The sequence below is a fragment of the Vibrio sp. SCSIO 43155 genome, from assembly GCF_023716605.1.
GTDB lineage: Bacteria > Pseudomonadota > Gammaproteobacteria > Enterobacterales > Vibrionaceae > Vibrio > Vibrio harveyi.
In genome coordinates this window covers 83,592-107,352 of record NZ_CP071854.1, presented here as the reverse complement: position 1 = coordinate 107,352, position 23,761 = coordinate 83,592, and the positions used below count along the sequence as shown (strand labels likewise).

Genomic DNA, 23,761 nt, shown 5'->3' with positions numbered 1-23,761 from the left:
CGTTAATCAATCAAGGCAGAACTTCTAAAAAAAAGCCAAACATAGGTTTGGCTTTTTATTGGCTTTAAATTCGATTCAAAGCGATCTTATGTAATCGGTCATTCTGTTTAATGGCCCATGCAGTGAGCTCAGCGACGTCCATGCCCATTCTTGCTCCACGAAGCATAAAGTAAGCATGATCATAATGCTGGCTATCTACACCATGCGAAATTGCAACTTTTTGAAGTTGATTCTTATAGTGTTCTATTAATTTAATTTGATCCATGCTTTATCCCCTATAATTGGTTAACAACGTTGAAGTGCTCACGAAAGACAACTTTCTCAATTTGGGAGAGTTGACGTTGGTGCTCTGGTGAGTAACTGGCAGTATCTTTACGATTTGTAGCCGAATCACCTGTAAAAACAAGGTCTTCTTCTGATCCTTCAATCGCGATTATCGCCTTACGAGCAGCCTCAACTGAATCGATGGCAATGACAACATCCTTCAATATCATTGACCCCTCACCAATAAATACGCGAGTTTGCACCAGATAGTGATCAGACATGTCTTCACCTAAATCGATATTCGATAGAATTGATATATCTTGAAGCTGCCCAGCAGATAAAGAATCTATGTTCTCTAAAAGGTTTTGAGTGGCTTTAATATTAGATTTAATTGATGCTTGAGAGACTGGCATATAAGTTTTCCTCTATAGTTAATTAATGGTGTAGCAAAAGCTAATCAACAATCATATTAACGTAATAACCCTTACCTTTCAATGAAATTGTAAGCCACAAAAAATATTCTATTTCAATAACTTATGCATGGACGCGATTGCATTTACTGTGGTGAGACATTACATGATGTTTAGCTGTAGTTTGTTTCTTGAGTTCGAAATGTTTATTTGATATTTTTATTTGATGCATATGAATGCAAATTAACTAATCAAAGGGGAAAATTATGATAATTTATACTACTGTGGAATGCCCAAATTGTGCCTCTGCCGCAAAGGCAAAGCATAGTGGTTTACTTAATTCATTTAAGTATATCGCTTGTCCTAGTTGTATGTTCTTATGGTTCGATGAACCATACATCCATGAAGCGGACTTCAGAGTTTATCATTGGAATGTGGTAATTAAAGAGCACGGAGGACAACTCGGAGCTTTCAGGGATAAGATGAAGAAAGAACAAATCAATGACAGACGTTCTTTCAGTTTTACTCATGAAGAAATAGTGTCACTTAGTTATCTCGGAGGGGAAAGGTATTTCAATACCGATCGTATTCGATTTTCTAATAGTTACGCTTTCTTCTACCCAAATGTAAAGCGGGTCATAAGAGATGAAATCAAGAGGCTTGAAAGTTGGTTTACGAGGAATAACATTCAAACTCATGTTGGCCTTTGTATCGACGAACCTTTCCCAGATTTTGATTCTGAAATTGAATTCTAGACCCATTATGAAGAACCACTGCATTTATCGGCAGTGGTTTTTTTATAAGGGTAGACTGTAAAATTCCATTTTATAAAAGTGTTACAACGTCACTTACAACAATAACTAAACCACTTGACGAGCAAAAAAACACCTCAAACATTAAACTCTTTAATATCAATGACATATGGCTGACTCCTAAATGAGCTATTGCCATATAATGTGTATTATAAGGCAAAAAATATCATTCATTATGGAACGTCATCATTTTAGTGTCTTGGAACAAAAAAGTTTGTTCAGAGGCCAGAAAGTTTGTACACAAAGCCAAGATTGGAATATTAAACTTTGTACACTATTTCAAAAACTTCACTCAATAAGAAACTCAGAGAACATGTGTTTCGAAGGGCGGGGTAGAGAGCAAAATGCAGAAGCAACTCAACACGGTATATTACTGATATGCATATCATTGCGAGAGGGGGCATAGAAACTAGAACTAAGTTTGTGTGACATTGAATGTCAATGAGCTTATTTGACTTGAGGTAATGACGATGTAGTGTACAATGAATTTATTCATTTTTAATGAATGTGCCAATTGGTTATAGGGGAAAACTGCAAGATAAAACGTACAACCGTTTTCGTTGTACCTATTCCTTTTGTCCCGTTTATTTGGTGAATTTAATGAACTAAATAGAGGTGATGAAATTGAAGAAACGTGAAATTAAAGCGTTATACCATCTAGCCTTTGCAGGTGTTGGTATTGCACTGGGACATATTTCAACTTTGGAGTTGTATACAGTCCCAGAAGAAGTGCTTCTCATTCCTCTAATCCTTTTAATTGTGAGTGCAAGCTTAATTGCTGCAATCTCAATATTTATACCTAATGTGGACCGCCCAGAGTTGTTTGACTTTACGGGATTAGCATTAGGTTTAGTGGGACCATATATGATGGAACCACCAGCAAGTATAGGAGGTAAGTTACTAATGTTGATCATCACATTAGCAATTGGCTTCTCTATTGTAAATTGGATAAATAAAGAGGATGGAGAGTAGGATTATGAAGACTGTGTTTGGGTTAGGTGAATTTTCGCCGTTTAACTTGAGTGAATTTTTGAATAATTTCTTAAGTCCGGCAGGGATGATGATATTGTTGATCGTCTTCGTTGGTTGGTCGATTTTGCTTTCACATAAACACAAAAAATCTGACTTATCAGGTTTTGTTAAATAATCATAGGAGAAAATTTTTCATAATAAAAAAGGTCCCTGAAGGGGACCTTTTTGTTTAATGTGTTCTTAGCGACATTGCTTTTTCGAAGACAACATCGAACTTACATCTGTGTTTATCTAAGATGCCTACAATATCTGATCTTGATACTACCATTCCACCGCTTGCATGAAGCACAGAAAACTTACCTTTCTTGTTGTTTGCACTTCTAACATAGGCCGGAAATACACCAAAACCACTCAATTTAACTTCAACCTTCCAACCGCAATATAATGATTCATTCATCGGTTTACCCTTCTACAAGTTCATCGATTACAGAAAATATTGCTTCTTTCGAGCTGAAATCAGACTTGGCAAGAAGACAAGCCATTTGGTTGCTGTCCTTAATCTTATCAAACCACGAAAAAGGAAAGTAAGCGTCCAAATAGTAGCAAGAGGGCTTGCTTTTGACTGTTCTACCAATGTGAGAAGTGAAATACACACCTTCAATACCACGAACTCTACTATGCCAGTTTAGTGCTTTATTCAGATTTTTTGAGACTCGTTCGTAATCACTAATATCCGTACTACAAAATGTATCGTCGTCATCTGAAAAACAAATATACTTTACATTGTTTATTTCATGTAGAGTAATGAAGCGAGCATATGCCCCACCAAAAAGGTTAGTACCTTCTCCAATAAAACAAAGGTCTAAATCTCTGTTAGAAATATTACATTCCAACTTATCACCTGATTCGGATAATAGTTGAATATGGTTTGATAATGGCAGGTTAGATACAACCATGATTTTTCCCCTTTAGTTAATTAAATGTGCTGAATTAGCTAGATAATTATAGCTAATTAAAGTTAACAATCAAATGATACTTACCTATGAGCTTTAATCAATAATGCCTTTGTTTTACTATAACAAGATTTGAATTTTGACTCCTGTGAGTCTTTTAAGCGACTCGTTCCTTTGGGAATACTTAATAAAATAGTTTGTCCATCTAGCCTTACATCTTCAAACGATCGATAGAGAGATTCTTTCATTTCTTGTATTTGGTCTTCATTCTTACCACTAACATCTACTCTAATGGGTTTGTTGAAATTGTTTTGAGAGAGCTGAGCTGGGTCACACATCATACGAGCTGCTTCCTCAATTTCATCAACTGAAACCCTTTCTTTGCTGCACGTAAAAAAAGGTACGACCACAAGCAAATACGCCACTAAAAAACTAGACTTTTTCATTCTTACTCCTACATATAGATTGTCACACATTGTACCGTCCAAAACTCTGGAAATAAATGACAACTCCTGGTAGATTTAAAGTGTCTATGACATCTTTTAATTAATCACAGGGGAAAAATTATGGCTATTATTCACAATCTTAGTATTGGGTTTAACAAGGGAAGAAAAAGACTTTGGATGGTTGGGGCCAAATTGGAGCGCTTTGGGTTCTTACCCGATTCTCGCTTTAATGTTAGTGAAGCCTCCAATGATGACGGGATCGAGTTTACTGTAGACCCTAACGGGAAGTACAAAGTAACTGCTAAAGATCGCAATAACGACTCTAAGCCGACAAAGTCATTAATCGACCATAAGTCTGACCTTCTTGAAGAAAAATTCGAAGTAGGGCAATTGGTTCGCGTTCAGATTCAAGAAAACAAGATAATTGTAACTTTGCACCACCAGCCTAAAAATGAATTTCTAAGGGAGTCTCGCTTGTTACGTAAACTCCGTAACGGCGAAGCGCTGACCTATTGTAGTTTGTTTCACGGCGGTGGCGTACTGGATACAGCTTGTCATGATGGCTTCAAACGCTCACTAATATCTACTTCATGTTCAATTGTTAATGAGTTAGAAAATGTCTATCTCGATACCTCAATGCGAAACAATCCAGAGCTTTTTAATAAGGATACCCTCTTTATCGAAGGGAACATTAGCCACATTAACATGCTCAGAAATGTTTCAACACAGGTTGATGGTATAGTGTGCGGTATACCCTGCACTGGTGCAAGTCGTGCAGGTCGTAGTAAGAATAAATTAAAGTGCGCAGAAGAGCATGTAGATGCAGGTTCAATGTTTTTCTACTTCTTGACGTTTGTTCTATCACTAAACGTGAGTTACATAATACTCGAAAATGTTGAAGAATATGCCTCAACTTCTAGTATGGCTGTAATACGTGGTGTGTTGGCTGATCTTGGGTATAACACTTATGAAACTACCATTGGAGGGAACCAGTTTGGTTGTCTCGAGGATAGAAAAAGATTAGCTGTTGTAGCGCTTTCCAAAGGGATCACCGAGTTTGATATTTCAACTCTTAAGCCTTCACAGGTGAAAGAACCTAATATCAAATCAATTTTGGAGCCAATCCCTTTAGATTCAAGCTTGTATCGAGAGGTACCTTACCTTGAAGCTAAAGCCCTTAGAGATGCAGCTAACTCAAAAGGCTTCAAACGCCAATTGTTAACTGGTGATGAACCAAAATGTGGCACGATTGGTCGTCTTTATCATAAATGGCGATCTACAGAGCCGATGTTGGTAAATAGTCTAAACAATAAACTTCAACGTTTATTCACCCCAAAAGAGCACTGTCGCCTGAAAAAGATTCCTGAAAAGATAATCGCAGGTGTATCAAACACTATTGCACATGAGATTTTAGGACAATCTGTAACGTGGCCTGCATTTTCTGACCTTGCTTGCCATTTAGGGACTGCTCTGAAAAATTGGGCTTACAAACAAGAACTGCCAAGTGCAGCATAATCAAAAGCCTCCAAATTTGGAGGCTTTTTTCATTTAACAATTAAAGGAAACTCATACGCATCCTTACACTCATCCCTTCTTTATTTTGAATGAGAAGACCTTTCCATCTTGAGTTTGTTCAAGAAGTTCATGGTCCATATGAGTACAAAAAGCCGGAAAGTCACGAGAAGTTGACGGGTCATCCGCTTTTACTAACAAAGTCATCCCAGTTTCCATTTTGCGAATTTTAGAACGCAACATCATAACCGGTTCTGGACAATTCAAACCTACACAATCCAGTAGCTCAAGATCGTTCATAGAACCTCCCAGTAAAGTGTACTCAAATTAGACAATTTCATGACGTTATCCCTCTATTAGTTTGCTTTCAATGAACCGTTATATGCGTATACAAAAGCTTTATAAATACTTGGATTTATGACTTTTATATTTTGCAAAGATTCGCGCATGGTAACTGTCAATGCGATTTTTCGGCTTCCTAAGTCGAAACCTATATTCATAGCATCAAGATCAAATGTTGCACTCTCGTTTTCGACAGTGGTATAGCGTTGCTTTGCTATTGATACCATGAGATTAAGTTCAAGATTACATATTGAGATTGTCAGGTTACTCGACATGATTTTTCCCCTTTGATTAATTAACAGATCACCGATGTGACATTAAAAAAAATACCTTATGCAAGGTCCTAGGTCAACGCCATGCACCTCTTAATGAAACAATACCTCAATGAAAATCAGCTTTAGCAAAGTCACCGGCATTTTACTGTCATCTATAATGATGAAATTACAACAAACGGTTAATAGAATGAACACTAGAAAACTAATCACTGTTGCAACACAGCATGGAGGGTCTTGGTACCATATCGAGAAGGCCCTCATATCCGAGGGCGCAAGTAGAAGTTTTGCTTCTGACTTCGTAAGCTTCATGAAGTCTTCGTTAAGCGTTAAACATCAGCTCGATTGCCTCTCCATTTATGACTTATTTGTAGACAAAGGCGAACAACATACAAAATTCTTCATCTATATAGTGCAGCCACCAGGGCATACTTACTTTAGAAGGGAAGATAGAACAAATCTTAGCAAAATGTAAAAAACAAAAAAAAGACCAAACCCTTAGCTAAGGGTTTGGTCTTTATGTCGAAGCATCGCTATTAACCAAAGGCTAGAGAGTTCGAATTACTCACTTTGGGAGAGCTTGTTTTCTTCGCAGCCGCACCAATTCTATTTGCAATCTCCTGCATATCTCGGTCGTCCTTGACGATTACAGATTGACGGTCGAAGTTGTCTATAAGCAAGCCATCGCGAAATTGCAAGTAAACCGATGGGTTTAATGCTTCAACCTGTGAATCAGTAAATTCATGCCCCTCATAGATGCGCTTTTCAACCATTAACTTGCTTGTTTCTAATAGATTTGGTGACAAGTAATCAGCATCTTTTAAGATCTTGGCCTCAAAACCTCCATCACCAATACGTTCTATTTGTGTTAAAGAGTCAATAAGCGTTACACCGTCACGCAGAGAGAGCTTGTTGATCAAATCCAAACGCTCTTCTTGAGAGCCACCCTCTATTATAATAACTCGGTTTAGATAGTTTCCACGTTTAGTTTGACGCTCTATGTAGTTAAAAGCTTTATCAACCACATTAACAGCATCACCATGAATTAGTTTGTGCAATAAAGACTTAATCATTAGAACGTCCTCATAAATCCGTTAAGTTAGGAATATCATAACAACACCATCCTTCTAATTTGCTACCATTCCAAAAAAAAATGGTCTTCAAACTCTTGGTTGTGATTTTGTGCTTTAATTACAATGAGTTACGATTGATTATTTTTTTGCATTTTGGAGGTAAACAACCATAACGCAAACTATTTTCGGGTTATCAACTTAGAAAAAATCAGACGGTGACAGATTTACCCCATTCCCAGACAATAAGTATTGCTATGACTCGGACTGAGTCTAAAATGAAAATATACACTTTATAAGGGAGGTGGTTCTGTGACTGATTTTTATGGGAACCAAGTAGAAATATATAGCAACAAATTTACCTTTCAGTTCAAAAGAGGGCCAAACAGAGAAGGCAATAACACTATATACATAGAAGCAGCAAAGAAACTTGATGACAAATCACATCGTGCCAATTGGCGGAATAAAATTCAATTCACCTTGCAGCCTGAAACAGAACTAGTACAGTTTGTGACTTTCCTACTAGGGATAACCAATAAAGTTGCATTTCATTTCCATAATCAGAAATCACTGGATGCATTAAGAAATAAGGATAATTCCTTTCTTTTAACGATAGGTGATGAAGACAAACACTCGATAGTTGTTAAACATCATGACCAATTCCATTTACTTCAACTATGTACCAAGCCCTTGGCCGAAAGGTACAACGTTGATACAAACTCCATAATGAACACGCTTAGAGCTATCCCAAGACCACAAGAGAGTAAGCCAATACAAAACATACGATAAAGCTTTATAAGTTGATAGATTCTGAGTAGAATCTATACAGCTTTATAGCAACTTCAAATGATTACAGGGGATAAATATGAACGAGTTTAACGTTAAACTCCCAGAGCTAGTTAACCAATCCAATTATATCGATTCAAAGTTTGTAGAATGCCTTATCGCTGATACATTCGAACATGGCTACCGTCCATTGCTCTTGATAACAGATGATTTACTCTGCTACCAAATTTATCGTGGCAATTCGACCGACTCCTCAGATTGGATAAGAACTAACACTTGGAAACATGCATTTCTATTTGATGCATTTAATAGTAACAACAGAAATAGCTATGCCGATTCTTTAAACATTTCTTATCGAAAGATCAGTATGAGCAAAGCGTTTGACGTAGTTGAAAAGTTTAGTGACGAAGTACCCGTCACTTGCAACTCAGTAAAATCAATGATTGAGAATTACGTGCGCAAAAATCGTGATGAACCCTTAATTCCAATTTACCCGAATTTTTTTGGCGATTGGCGCAACCACTTTGCGAAACAGGGTGCAACCGGAATGGCGAACTACATTCAATCCTTCATCGATAAAAGCAAAAATGAGTGGTAAAGGGGAACCCCTTTACCACCTCATCTGATTATTGCGTTGATGCGTGGGTCAGCCCCTTAACCGAATCTTCATCTACCTTACAATACATAGAAGACTTGAGGGGTTTACCATTATGATGAAGCCTGAAGTGACTGTCTGTGAGTAAATAGAACCCCCAAAGATAGTCAACAAACCTATACGTATCTTTCTTCCTATCTCTCTTGTACAACCCCGCTCGAACAACATTATGATCTGCTGATTTCGAATCCATCATGAATCTCCCCAAAAAGTTGGAGTTCTTTATTATGTGCTCAAACTTTTTATTAACACTCAATGGGCTTGGGCTATTGAATGCTCGAGGAGTTGTTATAAAGATCCCACCTTCAACTTTATGAAGCCAACTTGTTTTGTTGTTAAACCTGATTGACCCTGCGTCTAATGATTGTTGAAGGAAACGGAATAACTCTCGCATTTCGTTGATGGACGCTATTGAAGGCTTATTTTGAGACTCTATCCAACGTGGCGCATTTATTACCTTCATATGCAGGCTTGGGGCCAAAGAAGAGAACGAAGTATCTCCGAGACCTTCATAGGTACCAGGTTCATTCTCCGAAACGGTAGGAGGGGTATTTGGCATCAACAGTAAGTCGTTCGCCGACATCAAAACGTAGTCGGTATAATCCAACTCTTCAGGCATAACATCTTCGACAATTACCTCTGGTAGAACCTCATTAGATGTATGGGTGACAGTATCAACTACATCTTCCTGTGTTACTTCCTCAGCTTTTCGTTTTTCGTGTTGAACAGTAGAGGTATTCGGACCTAACTCGTCAATATCAGAGAAAGTGGATTTTCTGCCTTTACGTCGCTTTACCTTTTGGGCTGGTGGAATTACATCACCAGTTCCTTTCTTGATTTCCCCTTCTTGGCCGGACGTCGCGACTTCTACCTTTTTAGAATCAGAATGTTTTGGTTTAGATTCATCAGCATTCGAGTTTTGCTTTACATCTTCTACAACCTCGACACTACTCAAAAATCCTCGCAAACTATCCTTATTAACCTGCGGCTTGTCTTTGGACTTTGGTTTCGGTTTTTTTGAATCCTGCTCTTTAGCTTTTGAATCTACGGATTCAACAATCACCTTTTTATTCTCGTTCTCCTTGAGTTGTTTTTTCGGGCTTTCACCTTTTGAAATCGCGCTTGAGGATTCAGAATCATCTTCCTCTTCCATCATTACGGTAGGGGACACAGAAACGCCACTTGATGATAACAACTCCTCTGTTTCAAGCTTCTTACGAGCTGCTAAATCTTCTTCACTTAAACTTCCATCACCAAGGTGAATCTCTATACTTTCATTTGGAATCGAATGGTCTGGATTAAAAACTTTTGCATCAAAAACGAAGCACTTGATCTCACGCTTTGATTTATCTCTCGGCTCACCTTTTTTTGCAAATTGTACCCACCACATCGTATCCCCAGAGGGAGCCGGTATAGTCAAGAAATCAGTGATCATACCTTCAAATGTGGACGTGTGGTCTGGTAGTGAAATGCCAGCCCCTTTACACAAATTCTGGATCGCTACTTTCAAAGCATCACCAGCTACAAAAATACGGTCTTCTACTCGTGCATAATTTCTGAACCCATTCTCTTTTATAATCAAACCGTTTGTTTGAGGGTTCATGAAAGTTTGAATTAAAACATCTCGGAGCTTTACATTTTTGTCTGATGGATTTGATATCTCTTGCACATTCGATTTGCCTTTAGACGTGCTAATTTGATCACCCTCGCGCACACTAACGCCTATAACATTGGCATTACCATAATCGCCCGAAACAGCATGTAAGAAATCAAGCTCTACCTTTGGGTGAAACGATGCGATCCATTGAAGAGAGGACTTAGGAACAATGTTCGTGATTAACGCAGGCGATGCTAATTGATGCGAATTGTTCAAGTACAAGTTTTGTTGATTACTCTTACGAACTTTCCTGTCAATTCGATATTCAATTTTTGCAGATTCGGGTGGGGGTAGGGAAGATAAAGGACTCCACGGTACAAAGCGACCATCATTACTTTTAATAGAAAATCTAACATCAGTAATGATTTTTCCAATATCGTGAAGCATAGCCGCAACAAAAACCACGTAAGCATAAACATGTTTAAGATCGTCCACCTTACCTTCGCTATTAGTTGGGTTGTATAAGTTAGCTCTACTCTTCCGTAAAGCATACAAACTAGCTTCTAAAAGATGTGTAATTAGACCGTAAGGAAAGGCGTGGTGATAGCCTGCTGAGGCGTGTGCATTTTGGCAATATGAGGCGCACGATTCTAAGACCGGAAGGTAATGACTATCAAAATACTCAGGAGAGACTTCTACCGTTTCCCGTATTTTTATAACCAATGTTTTCAACTCTGGTCTCTCCAAGATGGTGGCTCCATCTAAGAAGATATTCCCCTCACTCAAGTGTGACGACATAGACCCTTTAAAATCTACAATATGTGATGACACAGGTTGTTGATCGACTTTAGGTCGGTTTCGTCTTATTATCTTATCTATGAATCCACCACTCATAATAGGACCTACTATATTATGGAAAAAAATAACGCTGCTGAAGGCGACTTACAGCAACAATCACATACTCGTTCTTCACCGGCCAAAGGTCAAAGAAAGCAAGAAAAAGACAAACTAATCTCTGCATTAAAGAGCAAACGCTCCCTATTAGGTATCTTCAAAAAAATGGACCGTGCAACTTTTGAAAAAATAAAAATTGCACTCAATGAAGCTACGAAAGAAGCTGATAAGTTTTTTGATGACCAAGAAATGAAAGAGCTACAAGTCAACGAAATTATTTCAGAAACAGTTCAGCGTCTTAAAGAACTTGGTTTAAATGATAACGCCATTTCTGAAGTTATCAGCAATCTGTGATAATACATGTAGACAACGATAATTAACAGGCAACTATAAACAAATGACTCCATTAGCAGACAAGATTCACAACATTATTGCTAAGTGTATTTCGGAGGGCAGCATCGAGCCGTGGCTCCGCGCTGACATCACCAAAGGCACACGTTCTCGTTACAAAAAATCAATTCAGTTAATTGTCGAAGTTGCACCTAAATCCGTCACTTTCAGACAAGTAATAGAACTGCACAGGCTGTTTAGTAGAAGCAATCGAGATGCTGCAAAATGGCTTCGATTATCAGGTATTAATACAACTGTTTCAGACATTGATTACAAGTTGCGAAAGGTCTCCAAAATTACAAACATGCTGGGACTAGAAACAGGTGACACTGGAATTAAAGCAACGTCTCTTACCAAGCATTGTGAAGTCGCTTCTTTGTGCTCATCAATTGCTTCATTTATCGCTTTAAGTCAACTCAGCAAAATGTCCATTCGGAATCTTGCTAGAGCGTTACTAGAGGAAGAAATTTATGATCACTTTAAAGACCACTACCAACGGATCGCAGGACGCCAAGGAACAGACAAGCAGAATGAAGAACAATTAAGTTTCCTCAATCGCTCTTACCTAAATGAGCACCGTGCTCTTGTAGCAACCCTATTGGACATTCAAAACCAAGAAACCTCAGAACATAGAGTGAAGTACATTTCCCTTCAATCTACTGAACCGAAAGTTTTGGACCAAATATGTTCTATCTCAACAGAGCATGTTGGACATTACTTATAACCCTTTAAGGAAATTCACATGACAATGAATGACGATCTAGCTAGCTTGATTCAAAACAATCAAGTAGATGAAAAGACTCAAGACAACGTACCGGAAGTTACGAAATCAGAACAAGAAAGAGTGAAAAAAGCTCTAGCCGATTCTGCTCGAAAACCAGCTCCAATTACAGTTACAGAGAATCAAGATGATGATGAAGCTTCACAAGAAGTAGAGAACCGTGGTGAAACAGATCAGTATGGCCTTGATGCACTAAGAGACCTAAAACCTCGCACATCCAAAACGAAACCTGAAGTAACTGTCGGCTACTACACGAAAGAAGCGGCGGAGCTACTAATTAACCGAAAAATTGAAAAAAACGACGGTCGTAAACCAATTCACGTCACTGGACTAGAAGGCTTCGACTTTAAGTTATTTACAATACTTGATAATGCTAAAGCAGATAATCCATTCGCCGACTCTTTACTGAGAGAAATCGAAGATCAATCAAACGAGTTATTGGAAAATATTCACGCACAGACAGATGGTATTGAGCAACGAATGGCAACAAAGTTTCGCTCAAACCAGGCGTCTTTAAACATCAAAAAATCGGATTTTCTTACAACGATTAGCCCTCGTTTTCGCAACCAACTAACAATGCACCTTTTGTGGATAACCAAGTCGATTGACAACCTACATCGAGTTGTAAACATAGCAAAGTCTCAGGCAGTAATTAACGAGCGTGAAGCAAGAACTTATCAAACAGGTGCTATTCGAAAATTCAGACATATTGTTACTCTAGCTAGTCGTTACCGTAACCTACCTGTTACGCGAAAAGATTTGGCTTTACAAACGGCACAAGGGGTTCGTGTTCTAACAGAATTTGCTACAGAAAAGTCATCCTTAATTCTGCGCCCAGATGTTTTATTGATGTCGAACCGCAGCTCATTCGCGCCACCAATTGCGGGTCGTAAGCACTCTTCAATGGAAGAAATTCGACCACACCTTGAAACTCTCGCACAGCATCTTACTGGTGCGAAACCAGAAGAAACAAACAACAAAAAGACTGCGTAGAAATTCTTTTTGCCACGACAAAAAAGCATCTTAATACACGATGCTTTTTTTTACCCTCACAATTATACCACCCAGCGTACTGCATTATTTATTGATTTCCCTGCATACCAAATCACTAGCAAAACTTATTTGAAATACTCAATAGGTTTTATGATTTATGAAATTATAAAACTTCCCTCCATAAGCCCCACTTTTTGTTTCACGATTTCATGAATCGTGCAACATTCCCTCAAATTTGGTCTCATAATTTATGAAATTATGAGGCTCGATGATTTGATTTAAACCTTTTTAACCCTGAAGGTTTCATGAATCATGATGTTGGTTACATGAAACATGAAAATATGGTTCCATGATTTCATATATCATGAAACGAACCGATAAATTTGGTCGCATGATTCATGAAATAATCGAGGTTTTCTATAAAAACTAAACGCCACAAAATGTGTGTGAAGCCATAGGTGACGGGGCTATATAAGATATATTGGGTTATATAGCGATAAGATATATCCATCTTTTAAATCTCTGCCACATTAGGTAGAATAGACGGGTAGGGTGATGCCCTCTAAAAATCGTTCAAGATGCTATATGCATATTTTAACGCGAGTGTGTAAGTCGTGTTTTTCGTTTTGAACAGTAGGGATGAGCGAAATAAAGTGCACTAGGCGAAGAGCAACGAACCACTCTGGATTCATTATTTAATGTTCCAATGGTGGCAAGTTCTATTTTCGAAGACATCGCGAAATTAAAAGCTTTCGCGTGACAAACGAAACCCGCAATCTTCTTAGGAAGGTTGCGGGTTTTGTCGTTTTTGGGCTTTTAAATTTGTGGTGCGCTAGTCGACTACAAATATCTTTTACGGAGAAACCTTTTCACAATGAACAGTAAGCAATTTATTAGTTCGTTTGTTGCGGTGTTATTGAGTGGATCACTTAACGCTGAGACTTTTGATAACAACGAACAAGTTTATCAATCTCAAAACAACGGTTACACAGCAATTGTTATTGACACCAACTACGAACAAAAATACCCACTCCAAACGATCACTTCGATCCAAATACCTACGACGATCAAAAACGTTGGGCAAGCAATCAATTATGTCCTCCAAAATTCTGGCTATCAGCTTGAAGATCTTTCTTCGACTAACGAAGAGACCTTACACCTTTATACGCTAGAGATTCCTCTAGTTCATCGCGACTTCAAACAATCATCAGTTATACAAATCGTCGACGTACTTGTTGGTACCGGATTCAACGTAACTGTTGATCACGTTAAGCGCGAACTATCAATAAACCCAACTTCGTAAGAGACAAGAAATGGAACAGGCAATGAGCGACAAAAATTTTGAAATGCCACCAACAAATAATGTGTGCCCAATTGATCAAAAGAAGGAACATCAACCTAACCCTGAACAAGAACATGAGCCCCAAACTCAATCAAAGGGCCAGTTCTCCAATGAGGCAGTAAACACTCAAGAGCAAACAGAACTCGAAGCAACATCACCAATGACTGAACAGCTATCGGAAGAAAAACCAATCAAAAGAAAAAAAGGTGGAGTTATCAAAAAAACGATCATCTCTACTCTTGTTCTTGGTGCGCTTGGCGGAGTTGTATGGCTAGGTTACGAAACCGGCATCATCAATGACTACATCATTCGTTTAACAAATTCTGCCGAACCAGAAGTAGTTATCTCTGAGTTAGACAACCAACAAAACAAAAGAATCAGTGAGGCCGCACTTCGAATTAACGATCTAGAGAAGCTATTCACAAACAACGACATCATCGAAAAGTTAAACCAACTTTCAAAAGACTCAATCGAATACCGAGACTTAATCAGCAAAAACTCCTCCGACTTAGCGCTACTTGGTAATGATCTCAATACCCGAATTGATAAGTTCGAGAGCTCTCAAACCACAATGCAACACGAACTAACTTCATTACTCGGTCAAACAGAAAGTCGATTACTTGGACGTATTGGAAAGGTCAATGATCGTGTGGATGAGCAATTAGGAACCATTAAGAGTTTTGAGCGACAAATGTCATCGACAAATAAGCAGATTAAAAAGCTTAAATCACAACCCACTAGTGATTCCACTTCATCAAAAACCGTAACACAAAAAACAACCAAACCAGTCATCCAAAAACGTGTCATTGAAGCACCAGAAAAACCACAAGTTATTCGACAAGAAATCAGTTCCTATAGTGGGCTCACCATTGTCAACATATTTCCCTGGTCAACTCAACACATTGCTGTCCTTACGGACAATGCTGGTTCAACATTTCAAATAACTAAAGGGCAGCGTTTAGGCCAAGTTTCTGTTACCGAAATTGATGGAACCTCGATAACACTAACAAGCCTTGACGGCCTCAAAGTTTACACAATGGTAAAGCCTAATTAGAAAAGGGAGCATCCATGAATAAAGCAATTCTTCCAATAGCTCTTGCGGCTTTGACCACATCAACTGCTCATGCGGTTTACTTGCCGCCAATGATTGTAGAAATCACGACTAATGAAACCAATCAAGAAGCTTACAAGGTTGATGACATAGATATCGAGTTGACTAAAAAAGACAAGGTTCGCGCAAAAAATTGGAACCTATCAAACTCCGACTATGCGAAATATAAATACGTCATGGAGTACATGCCAAGGGGCACATGGACACCAGAGTTAGATCCTCCAATTGTACTTGGAAATTTAGCTAAGACTCATAAAGAAAGAATGCGTTACGCCAAGATAATGAATGAACTTGAACAAGACCGAAGACTTAGGGAAGTTCAATTTCAAGGTGCTGGCAATGAGTACATAAAGGTCATGCTATCTCGAGAGGGTTATGCATACACTAATGAACGCAAAGACCCAAGACAAACAGGGAGCGTAAGTAAGCTTCTTCCAAAGGGTAAGCTAGAACTAAGAAGTCTCTACGTAGATCTGAACACTTGCCAGTCAGAGTGTATTCAATGGGTGCGCGAACAGACATCGAAATCACCAATCAAAGTTAAGATGGATGTCTACATTAAGGGAGCCAATAACCTATCTGAGCAAACCCTACGAGACCATTTAGGTATCAGTAATAACGTCGACCCAAATCGCTTTGTCTTTTCAACAGACGAAGCGCTTTTTGACGCTCGCGTAGCTGGTCAAAAGACGCCGTTCTTAGTCCAACAGAACGATCACTCCACTAAAGTTTTTCATTTTGGAGGTGACTAATGAAGCTCAAGGTTTTGGTCTTGGGGTTGTTGGTCCTCAACTCAATGACAAATGCTCACGCTGCGTATGAAGACAGTGCGAGCTCGAACATCATTAACCCAGAGTACAAATCCTACCAAGACCACTTAGCCAAGAAACAAAAGCAAGAGCTTGAAGAAAAATACAAAGGGTTGGATGTGGACCTAACTTTGTCGGAAAAGGTATTGGAGTACCTACCTGATACGTACATGGACAAGAAAACAATGCTTGAAATGAATCAGACGATAGTTAGAAGTGTAATTTACTCGGGCATTAAACAAATCGCGGGAAAAGCCACTACAAAAGTTCTGGTTGATAACAATGAAAATACCACCAGCATTTCATCATTAATTGACCCAGAGAACTACCCACCTATCAAAGCAAGCAAGGAGCAGTTGCTTGAACGTGAGATGAGCAATCGGATGCTCAATGGTCAGGTAACAAAAAAAGAAATCTACAACCTCTACGAGCAAATGATCTTTCCTGTATCGCCTGAAAAAATCAAACCAAGAGTGATGCCGGCGGATTACTTAGAAGTTAACGAAGGCTATGAGAATGCGCTCAACATGCCTCTAGCAGTAATTGGAATGGACAACTACTCACTGGAATGGTTGCGACTCAATCGTGAAGAAGTAAAACGCAATGGCTCAATTGTTCTTCTTACACAGGTCGACTCGATGACGGACTACGATGCACTCCGAAGGGAGTATCCAGAACTACAAATACTACCTATCAATGCAGAGGGTGCAATGGCGGAAATTGGTGTCGACTTCTATCCGGTTTTGATGACTAGAAATGGGATCTTTCAATAGAGAGTTGGTATGGGTACTAAAAGACAACTAGAAGGTCGATTACGACCAATCTATGAATACACTGAAGCGGTGGCGTTAATTCCTTTGATTGCTTCGTCTATGACGCTAGGTCCACTACTCGGATTACCAAAAGGCATTTCGATAGCATATTCCGTTGGCTTATCCGTATGGTGCTACATCCGAATTCAACAAGGTGACAAAGTTCGTAAATACCAAAAGTCACTGAATGATATTGAACCGTTTTTTCTGACAATGGCTGATATCCCACACAACAGTAAAGAGACGTGGATTGGTAAAGGCTTTGTTTGGACGTCTAAACACGCTCAGCGCATGTGGGACGCAAACAAAGAACAATACAAGGAATATTACGCCCTGCCAGAAGCTTTTCATAAGGCAAGGCGACTTGAAAACAAAGTAGCCAATGAAGAAAGAAAAAACCTTCCGCCGTATAGATGGGAAGCGAGAAAGGCTCGATATACTAGCAAGAGAGAACACACGGTCATTGACCTCATGCAATTGTACTCTCCCGTAGCAGTTCAGCCTCATCTTGAAAAGTTTGCTGCATCATCAACCGCGAAATTGTTAAACAAGCTCGCGATAAAAAATCATTTAGCACCACATCCTCCTGTTGGTGGGGACACCCGCATTCACGCCTGCGGTTATGAAGATGAAGAAGATCAATACATATCTTTAGATGAACGCAACGGTCACGCAATGGTGTTTGGTGCAAGCCGAACGGGTAAAAGCCGCTTCTTAGAATTTTTCATTTCCCAAGATATAGCTAGAGGTGGAAGTCCGGTTGTACTAGTTGACCCGAAAGGTGATGCAGAGCTGTTAGCTCGAATGTGGGCAGAATGTAAGCGTAATGGTCGCGAGAACCAATTTTACGTCTTCGCACTAGGCTTTCCAGAAATATCTGCTCGTTACAATGCAGTGGCGACATTTAGTCGTAATACATCGGTAGCCTCACGCTTGTCTAGCCAAATGGCAGGTAGTGGTGATTCTGGCGTGTTCAAGGACTTCGCATGGCGATTTCTGTTGATTGTTACTAACGCCATGATGGCTATTGGCGAGAAGCCAACATTCCTATTGCTCAAACGCTATATTGAAGACCTTGAAATCATCTACATGAAGTATTCAGAGTGGTACCTCGACAGAAACATTGACGACTGGCGAGAGCATGTTGATGCCATCAAGAACCCACCGCCGCGCATAGGTGTTGATGGGAAAGAAATTGAAGTGAGAATGTCAATTCCTCCACACTTCAAAGGTCGCTCAAAAGAAATGGTCGCTCGCAGCATTTTGCTCGACCAATACTTCCTCGAAAATCCAGAGAAACTGGATGTCACGATGGAAGGTATGCGTTCGGCCATGAAAAATGAGATGAATTACTACAACAAGATCACTGCTAGCTTGTTGCCTCTACTGACAAAACTTACATCCGGCGATATTGCTGAACTTCTTTCTCCAAATTACAACGACGTTTTAGATGAACGACCAATAATCACCTGGCAACAGATAATCCAACAAGATGCTGTCGTAGCCATGTTGTTTGATGCAATGTCAGATAATGAAATCGCTACAGCGACTTCATCAATGGTTTTCCAAGACCTCCTCTCAAACTCTGGCGAATACTATAAGCACGGTATAGATAAGGGGATGCAGGACTTTGATAGAACAAACATCAAACCAATATGGATTCACATCGATGAGTTTCACGCCGTAGCTAAGGGTGGTGGTGGTGGTGAGCCATTCATTAGTCTTCTTAACCGTTCAGCAGGTAGTGGTACTCGTTTGACCTGTTACAGCCAGACCATTTCAGATATCAAGGATGCTGTTGGTTCAGAGGAAGCAGCAGGCGTTATCTTAGGTAACTTCAACTCAACCTTCATGTTACGTGTAAAGACCTTAGATACGGCTGAATACCTGACACAAGCAATTGCGAAATCAGAGTTGCTAGGAATTGACGTGACTACTGCAACCTCTTCGGAAGGGGCACAAATAGTCAGTGATGACGAAGACGAGTCACAAGGCAAATCTAACTCGGAAGAGGCAGGGTGGTTTAACGCTAGGTCAAACTACAGCGTCAAGGTAGATGCAGTAGAGCCGATTATTTCACCAGAAATGATACTTCAACTTCCTAAAGGGCAAGCGTTTGGGTTACTCAATGCGAACCGCCTTGTGAAGCTGCGCTTTCCATTACTACGGGAAGTGGCAGGGTACGTTCCTCCGTCCATGCAGCGGATGTTGAACGATATGGAACAAAAATACGAACGTGAAGACCGCTTCGACGGTTTTGATTAGAAAGGAATCTAAGATGAGCAACATACCAAGCAACCCAACCATGAAGTGGAGCGCCGAGCACTCCACAATTTGGTCTGATTTTCTCGTAATGACAGAGCAGTTCGCTAGCCAAGGAGAATCAAAACAAGAGTTGTCAACCACTCAAAAACCAACAACACGGTTAACAACCTCCAAAAAATCCACTGCTGGTAAAGTCGATGAATAAAGCTAAAAGGTCTAACAAGGTTTTCTTTAGCGCTTCAGAAGTGGGGGCGGCAACACGCTGCACCCACTTTTACGAGCTTGGTAAAAATCGGATATACAGCGACCACACTCTGTATGCAATCAAAAAAGGAAATAATGTCCACGAAACCATAACTCGCAATGCGATTGCCAAACCGGACAACTGGTTAGTACGCATACTGAGAGCTATTTGGAGGTTGTTGCGTTGCAAATAATAACCTCCGTAACTCCTATTGAGGCAGGAGTAAACTCATCCCTCCCAATCATCGCGTTCACGCTTGAGTGGGTTAATTTTATAGGTGAAGTATTTGAGTACCACGTTGCCAATACTGGATTAATTAAGTCGCTAACCTTACTTTTCGCCGGTCTTTACATCACATACGTCGTCTTAAGTATTGTTAGAACATTTCTCCTTAGGCTATGGAGAAGCTTCTTTCCTCTTCCTGAAACACAGTTCGGTTTCAGAGGGAAGCTGCTTTATGCTGACACAGGTAAAGATAGTGATTTACTCGTCGATAGACGAAGTGGCGCAGTTAGTAAACCTGACTTCATATATGAGCTGAGCGATGGACGTAAGGCAATATTTGAACTTAAGAGCCGTTCATTTCCAATGGCCTCGGACTTTGCCCAACTAGAAGTAGGGGCTGTGGCCGCACGTAGCAAGTTCAATATCACGACAGGTGGTGTGATCCTAAAAGACGGCACAGTTGTTTGGGACAAAGACCTTACAAAGTCGAACGCGAAGTTACTAAGAAAACACCGCAAGGCTATAACGAATGTGATTCGATACAAGCAGGGGAGAAAACTAAAGCACTCCAAATCGGCTGATTGCGCCCGTTGCCCTCAAAAGAGCCACTGCAAGGGGGAGCTTCATGTTTGATGTTGTTACTGTCTATAACGATAGAGCTCGCCGCACACTTATGAACAACACCCTTTCTGATATTGGGCATGATCCGAACTACATGATGCTTGGTCAATTAGAGAGGTCTTTGGCTGAAAACAAACTGTCCGATTACGGTGTAGTAGTAATTGAATACAACGAGCATGTTCACGAACGCATCGATCAACTCTTTAGGGACCTAATTAGCCGCCGCTCTCCTGAATTTTATTGGGTGATGGTTCTAGATGGGTATACAACAGATGATCTTTATGGTGGAAAGGAACGATCACAAAGCCTGCATTATGACGTATACATCAACAGCCTAATCAGCAAACAACTGCTCAAGAACCTCACTACTAAGTCTGGCGACCTATTAAAGCGTGTCGACATTGCTAGAGTAGGCTTGGATGAAGAAATTTTTTATCGCGCCATCAACCCAAGCAAAGGGTCGCGACACATGCTTCTCAATTTGTTGGAAAATAGAAATCCCAACTTATATCGCGATGCCCTCAAGGCTATTGCGGAGCGGGACGAGCTAGATGGAATGGTCGCCTACCATCTTTATCAGCTCGCCTTTAAGACTACTGATTTAAAGGTTGATGACACCGAAAAATGCATAAAGCTACTGCTAAAGAAAAATCGCTATATCAAGGAGTGTCAAGAGTACAGGTTTCGAAAGGCTGTGTCGGAAAACAACAATGGTGACGCCGTAATGGCATTACTTAACTTACAGGCCATCAATAGGGAGAATGACAAGCTCTTCACGAGATTAGCAAAAGAAGCGGCCAAAAACCGTGACCTAGGAACTCTCAAGAAATCCCTGACTCGTTACTTGGCAACTAAACACAATCAACAGTTAGACGCCATGATACTGTCACTCTTCCTGATTGTTGAAGAGACATCAGATACCTACATGTGGCTCAAAAGACATTGCAAAGACTCGTTGATCAGGTTTGCTAGAAGATTACCTGTTTCTGAACGTGACTATTACTGGGCGTGTCTATTGCTCATTGACGCCATTGGCCTACTGAAATGCAATAAGGTCGTCACAGCAAACCTTCGCTTCGAAAAGGTCGTTCATAAAGATGACAAAGTATTAGAGTCACGAAAAGAGAACTCAGTCCTCTGGGTTCTAGCAATGATCTACTGCTCTAAAGCCGGTAAGTGGAAAAAATTTCAAACTGGTCTTCGAGCTACGGTACCAACAAATATAAATACTCGACTTGAAATGCACCTAAACCAAAATGTGCGGTCGTTTAATGACGACATGAAACAAGTCTCGACAACGATAGATAGTAAGTACAAAGCCAAGCGAGCAATCCAAATAACTCAAAAGCGCCAGTTTAGTGCTGAAGTGATGGGAGAGGTGTCAAAAAACATCACAGAAGAGTTCGCGATAACAAGTAATTACCTCAGTTTACTTAAACGAGTCGGGAGTGTTCAGCAACGCCTCAATGAAACAGAGCAGAAAGCAGGATTGAAAAGTGAAAGGACTTACTTCGATGTTAACGCCGAGCTTAAAAAAGTCGCAAACGGACGACAGCGTTACAAGTTAGCCAAAGCGACCAAAGAGAGTCAGGAGCAACTGACCGTCACCAACATAAACCAACCATCTAAAAATGAAAACTGGTTCAAACGAACACTAATGAAAATAAAGCGAGATAGGGCCGTGGCATCATGACAACTAAAAATTACAACTACTGGACTGGGGTCGTGGCTGAGCAGGTAGCATTAACTTCTCACGTTGAGCAAGAAGGTGTCTTCGTCATCGGTCAACATAATGCACGACGTAGGGCGCTCGTGGATGAGAAAAGGCATTATTATGACCTCATTCGAAAGCGTGTCAGTTTATGTCCTCGATCATTTGAAGATTTAGGCCTTCTCGAGATAAACACCCAACTTTCACCTAGAGATCAAGCTGTGTGCCTAAGGAGCGCTATTGGTGCTATAGAGAAATTTGGGCTGCTTACTCAACGATTTAGGATCTCCTTTGTAATACGTGAGGAACTAAGCAAAGATTGCTTAATCAACTCCCTGCCATACAACCAAATCAAGCAAGCCAAACGAAAGGGAGAGCCACAAAAATGGAACCTAGACATGCTTTACCCTGGTGTAGACATCCCTCCATATTCAGAAGAGGTAATTTCTGCATTACTCCATTCCAAGTGGCAGACCTTACCAAACTGGAAGCAAAAGGTTGAAGGTCCTCATCCCTGCAATTATGTAGAAAACAAAGACAATGACTTGGCTTATGCAAAATTCCAGCTTGCAACCGAGGTTATGTCTTTAGCGACGATAAAAAACACGTTAGTTCTACTGCCTGAGTTTGAAAAGAAAAGAGTAGCCAAGGAAATTCACCACTACTTATTGAGCTAGCCTAAAGCAATATAAATGATATGCTAAGTCAATATACTTTCTATTATATTGCTCCTGCACATGAGCAAATACAAAGCTTAATTTATGGAGATGCAAATGGAAATACCGAATTGGGACCCGCCACCTTGCCCTAAATGCGAAGCAAAAGAAATGCATCATAAACTCTTTAGCCACATCCCATCATCCCAAGCGTTCAGAACTAAAAATGGTTGGTATTGCGGCGCGTGTAAAAGTGGCCCCTACCAACTCGGTGGCTTTTCTGAATCGGATGCAGCAAAGTTCTCTGTGTCTTTAATTAACCGATAACAAAAGGGGTATTTGAGCGATGGCATTTATAGAGGACGTGGAAGTAAAGTTGAACACGAAAACACATGCTGTGGAGCATATCCAAGGTGTCGAGCTTGTGATTGTAAGTGACAAGCTTATTACTCACACCGAATCAGAGCTTCGGAATTTACATACACATAAACTGGAACTCTCTTTTGAAGCAGCGGAAGTCCTGTACATCAAACTAGGCCAACAAATTTCCATAGCAAAAGAGCTGGTTGATGAAAACATGGCAATCATTACTGAACGACAGGAAAAATCATGAATTTAAAAACGAAAGATGTCCAACATACTATTGAGATTAGACCCAACGAGTTCGAAGTAATGAGCGATGCTAACGTTAAAAAAAATGGGGACATGGCAGGGTTCTTCCACAGCCTTGGTTGCGCGATCAAAGGCGAAGAGGTCGACAATGAATTCCTCAAAGCAAACTCTAAGCAATAGATCCACCAGCACCTAACAAGGAAC

29 protein-coding genes are annotated in these 23,761 nt (G+C 40.0%); 20 read left to right on the top strand and 9 right to left on the bottom strand.

Features of this window, described 5'->3' with window-relative positions:
- Window positions 1-64: 64 nt before the first annotated feature.
- Both J4N44_RS27495 and J4N44_RS27490 read right to left on the bottom strand, forming a co-directional pair.
- Window positions 65-265, bottom strand: coding sequence for a hypothetical protein (locus J4N44_RS27495; protein WP_069218339.1), 201 nt, complete (start codon window positions 263-265; stop codon window positions 65-67).
- A gap of 10 nt (window positions 266-275) precedes the next feature.
- Window positions 276-677: a hypothetical protein gene (locus J4N44_RS27490; RefSeq protein ID WP_069218340.1), complete on the bottom strand. Its 402-nt coding sequence runs from the start codon at window positions 675-677 to the stop codon at window positions 276-278.
- Between the two features lie 263 nt (window positions 678-940).
- Between J4N44_RS27490 and J4N44_RS27485 the strand changes: the two genes are divergently transcribed.
- A complete protein-coding gene (locus J4N44_RS27485) occupies window positions 941-1,429 on the top strand; it encodes a hypothetical protein (RefSeq protein ID WP_069218341.1) in 489 nt (162 codons plus the stop codon).
- A 681-nt stretch (window positions 1,430-2,110) separates the two neighbouring features.
- The gene (locus J4N44_RS27480) at window positions 2,111-2,458 is read left to right on the top strand and encodes a hypothetical protein (protein ID WP_141698680.1); all 348 of its coding nucleotides are present in this window, start codon (window positions 2,111-2,113) and stop codon (window positions 2,456-2,458) included.
- Window positions 2,459-2,687: 229 nt separating this feature from the next.
- Here J4N44_RS27480 and J4N44_RS27475 read toward each other — a convergent pair whose 3' ends face one another.
- The 3 genes from J4N44_RS27475 to J4N44_RS27465 form a co-directional block, all read right to left on the bottom strand.
- Window positions 2,688-2,915 (bottom strand): hypothetical protein, encoded by a 228-nt coding sequence (locus J4N44_RS27475; RefSeq protein WP_069218343.1) that lies wholly within the window; start codon window positions 2,913-2,915, stop codon window positions 2,688-2,690.
- Window positions 2,916-2,919: 4 nt separating this feature from the next.
- Entirely contained in the window at window positions 2,920-3,414 is a 495-nt protein-coding gene (locus J4N44_RS27470) for a hypothetical protein (RefSeq protein WP_069218344.1), read from the bottom strand.
- A gap of 80 nt (window positions 3,415-3,494) precedes the next feature.
- On the bottom strand, window positions 3,495-3,857 hold the full coding sequence (locus tag J4N44_RS27465) for a hypothetical protein (protein WP_252045917.1): 363 nt from the start codon (window positions 3,855-3,857) through the stop codon (window positions 3,495-3,497).
- 120 nt (window positions 3,858-3,977) lie between these two features.
- On the opposite strand from J4N44_RS27465, the gene J4N44_RS27460 reads away from it, so the two are divergent.
- Window positions 3,978-5,372, top strand: a complete 1,395-nt coding sequence (locus J4N44_RS27460) for a DNA cytosine methyltransferase (RefSeq protein ID WP_069218346.1) — start codon at window positions 3,978-3,980, stop codon at window positions 5,370-5,372.
- 69 nt (window positions 5,373-5,441) lie between these two features.
- Here J4N44_RS27460 and tusA read toward each other — a convergent pair whose 3' ends face one another.
- The 3 genes from tusA to J4N44_RS27445 all read right to left on the bottom strand — a co-directional run bounded on the left by tusA (window position 5,442) and on the right by J4N44_RS27445 (window position 7,056).
- On the bottom strand, window positions 5,442-5,669 hold the full coding sequence (gene tusA, locus J4N44_RS27455) for a sulfurtransferase TusA (protein WP_252045916.1): 228 nt from the start codon (window positions 5,667-5,669) through the stop codon (window positions 5,442-5,444).
- Window positions 5,670-5,725: 56 nt separating this feature from the next.
- Complete coding sequence (locus J4N44_RS27450; RefSeq protein WP_069218348.1) at window positions 5,726-5,986, bottom strand: hypothetical protein; 261 nt, start codon at window positions 5,984-5,986, stop codon at window positions 5,726-5,728.
- Between the two features lie 533 nt (window positions 5,987-6,519).
- A complete protein-coding gene (locus tag J4N44_RS27445; RefSeq protein ID WP_069218350.1) occupies window positions 6,520-7,056 on the bottom strand; it encodes a hypothetical protein in 537 nt (178 codons plus the stop codon).
- A 309-nt stretch (window positions 7,057-7,365) separates the two neighbouring features.
- Between J4N44_RS27445 and J4N44_RS27440 the strand changes: the two genes are divergently transcribed.
- Together J4N44_RS27440 and J4N44_RS27435 are read left to right on the top strand one after the other, a co-directional pair.
- The gene (locus J4N44_RS27440; protein ID WP_069218351.1) at window positions 7,366-7,842 is read left to right on the top strand and encodes a hypothetical protein; all 477 of its coding nucleotides are present in this window, start codon (window positions 7,366-7,368) and stop codon (window positions 7,840-7,842) included.
- A gap of 76 nt (window positions 7,843-7,918) precedes the next feature.
- Window positions 7,919-8,437, top strand: coding sequence for a hypothetical protein (locus J4N44_RS27435; protein ID WP_252045915.1), 519 nt, complete (start codon window positions 7,919-7,921; stop codon window positions 8,435-8,437).
- Window positions 8,438-8,465: 28 nt separating this feature from the next.
- Here J4N44_RS27435 and J4N44_RS27430 read toward each other — a convergent pair whose 3' ends face one another.
- Window positions 8,466-10,985, bottom strand: a complete 2,520-nt coding sequence (locus J4N44_RS27430; protein ID WP_252045914.1) for a TraI domain-containing protein — start codon at window positions 10,983-10,985, stop codon at window positions 8,466-8,468.
- Between the two features lie 18 nt (window positions 10,986-11,003).
- Between J4N44_RS27430 and J4N44_RS27425 the strand changes: the two genes are divergently transcribed.
- The 15 genes from J4N44_RS27425 (at window position 11,004) to J4N44_RS27355 (ending at window position 23,737) form a co-directional block, all read left to right on the top strand.
- A complete protein-coding gene (locus tag J4N44_RS27425; protein ID WP_069218354.1) occupies window positions 11,004-11,339 on the top strand; it encodes a hypothetical protein in 336 nt (111 codons plus the stop codon).
- A 43-nt stretch (window positions 11,340-11,382) separates the two neighbouring features.
- Window positions 11,383-12,099, top strand: a complete 717-nt coding sequence (locus J4N44_RS27420; RefSeq protein WP_069218355.1) for a hypothetical protein — start codon at window positions 11,383-11,385, stop codon at window positions 12,097-12,099.
- An 18-nt stretch (window positions 12,100-12,117) separates the two neighbouring features.
- Window positions 12,118-13,149 carry an AcaB family transcriptional regulator gene (locus tag J4N44_RS27415; protein WP_069218356.1) on the top strand — a complete coding sequence of 344 codons (1,032 nt, stop codon included), beginning with the start codon at window positions 12,118-12,120 and terminating at the stop codon, window positions 13,147-13,149.
- An 874-nt stretch (window positions 13,150-14,023) separates the two neighbouring features.
- The gene (gene pilL2 / locus J4N44_RS27410) at window positions 14,024-14,452 is read left to right on the top strand and encodes a PFGI-1 class ICE element type IV pilus protein PilL2 (protein WP_069218357.1); all 429 of its coding nucleotides are present in this window, start codon (window positions 14,024-14,026) and stop codon (window positions 14,450-14,452) included.
- A gap of 10 nt (window positions 14,453-14,462) precedes the next feature.
- Window positions 14,463-15,545: a hypothetical protein gene (locus J4N44_RS27405; protein WP_252045913.1), complete on the top strand. Its 1,083-nt coding sequence runs from the start codon at window positions 14,463-14,465 to the stop codon at window positions 15,543-15,545.
- A gap of 14 nt (window positions 15,546-15,559) precedes the next feature.
- A complete protein-coding gene (locus J4N44_RS27400) occupies window positions 15,560-16,354 on the top strand; it encodes a hypothetical protein (protein WP_069218359.1) in 795 nt (264 codons plus the stop codon).
- Window positions 16,354-17,184, top strand: coding sequence for a DUF2859 domain-containing protein (locus tag J4N44_RS27395; RefSeq protein ID WP_069218360.1), 831 nt, complete (start codon window positions 16,354-16,356; stop codon window positions 17,182-17,184). The genes J4N44_RS27400 and J4N44_RS27395 overlap by 1 nt, the downstream gene beginning before the upstream one ends.
- A gap of 9 nt (window positions 17,185-17,193) precedes the next feature.
- Entirely contained in the window at window positions 17,194-19,488 is a 2,295-nt protein-coding gene (gene traD / locus J4N44_RS27390) for a conjugative transfer system coupling protein TraD (RefSeq protein WP_252045912.1), read from the top strand.
- A 13-nt stretch (window positions 19,489-19,501) separates the two neighbouring features.
- Window positions 19,502-19,693, top strand: coding sequence for a hypothetical protein (locus J4N44_RS27385; RefSeq protein WP_069218362.1), 192 nt, complete (start codon window positions 19,502-19,504; stop codon window positions 19,691-19,693).
- 222 nt (window positions 19,694-19,915) lie between these two features.
- Complete coding sequence (locus J4N44_RS27380) at window positions 19,916-20,590, top strand: hypothetical protein (protein WP_252045911.1); 675 nt, start codon at window positions 19,916-19,918, stop codon at window positions 20,588-20,590.
- The gene (locus J4N44_RS27375; protein WP_252045910.1) at window positions 20,583-22,271 is read left to right on the top strand and encodes a hypothetical protein; all 1,689 of its coding nucleotides are present in this window, start codon (window positions 20,583-20,585) and stop codon (window positions 22,269-22,271) included. Before J4N44_RS27380 ends, J4N44_RS27375 begins: the two co-directional genes overlap by 8 nt.
- Window positions 22,268-22,966 (top strand): hypothetical protein, encoded by a 699-nt coding sequence (locus J4N44_RS27370; RefSeq protein WP_069218367.1) that lies wholly within the window; start codon window positions 22,268-22,270, stop codon window positions 22,964-22,966. The genes J4N44_RS27375 and J4N44_RS27370 overlap by 4 nt, the downstream gene beginning before the upstream one ends.
- 96 nt (window positions 22,967-23,062) lie before the next feature.
- Window positions 23,063-23,272 (top strand): hypothetical protein, encoded by a 210-nt coding sequence (locus tag J4N44_RS27365; RefSeq protein ID WP_081324156.1) that lies wholly within the window; start codon window positions 23,063-23,065, stop codon window positions 23,270-23,272.
- Window positions 23,273-23,291: 19 nt separating this feature from the next.
- On the top strand, window positions 23,292-23,558 hold the full coding sequence (locus tag J4N44_RS27360; RefSeq protein WP_069218368.1) for a hypothetical protein: 267 nt from the start codon (window positions 23,292-23,294) through the stop codon (window positions 23,556-23,558).
- Window positions 23,555-23,737, top strand: a complete 183-nt coding sequence (locus J4N44_RS27355; protein WP_069218369.1) for a hypothetical protein — start codon at window positions 23,555-23,557, stop codon at window positions 23,735-23,737. The genes J4N44_RS27360 and J4N44_RS27355 overlap by 4 nt, the downstream gene beginning before the upstream one ends.
- The last annotated feature ends 24 nt before the right edge of the window (window positions 23,738-23,761 follow it).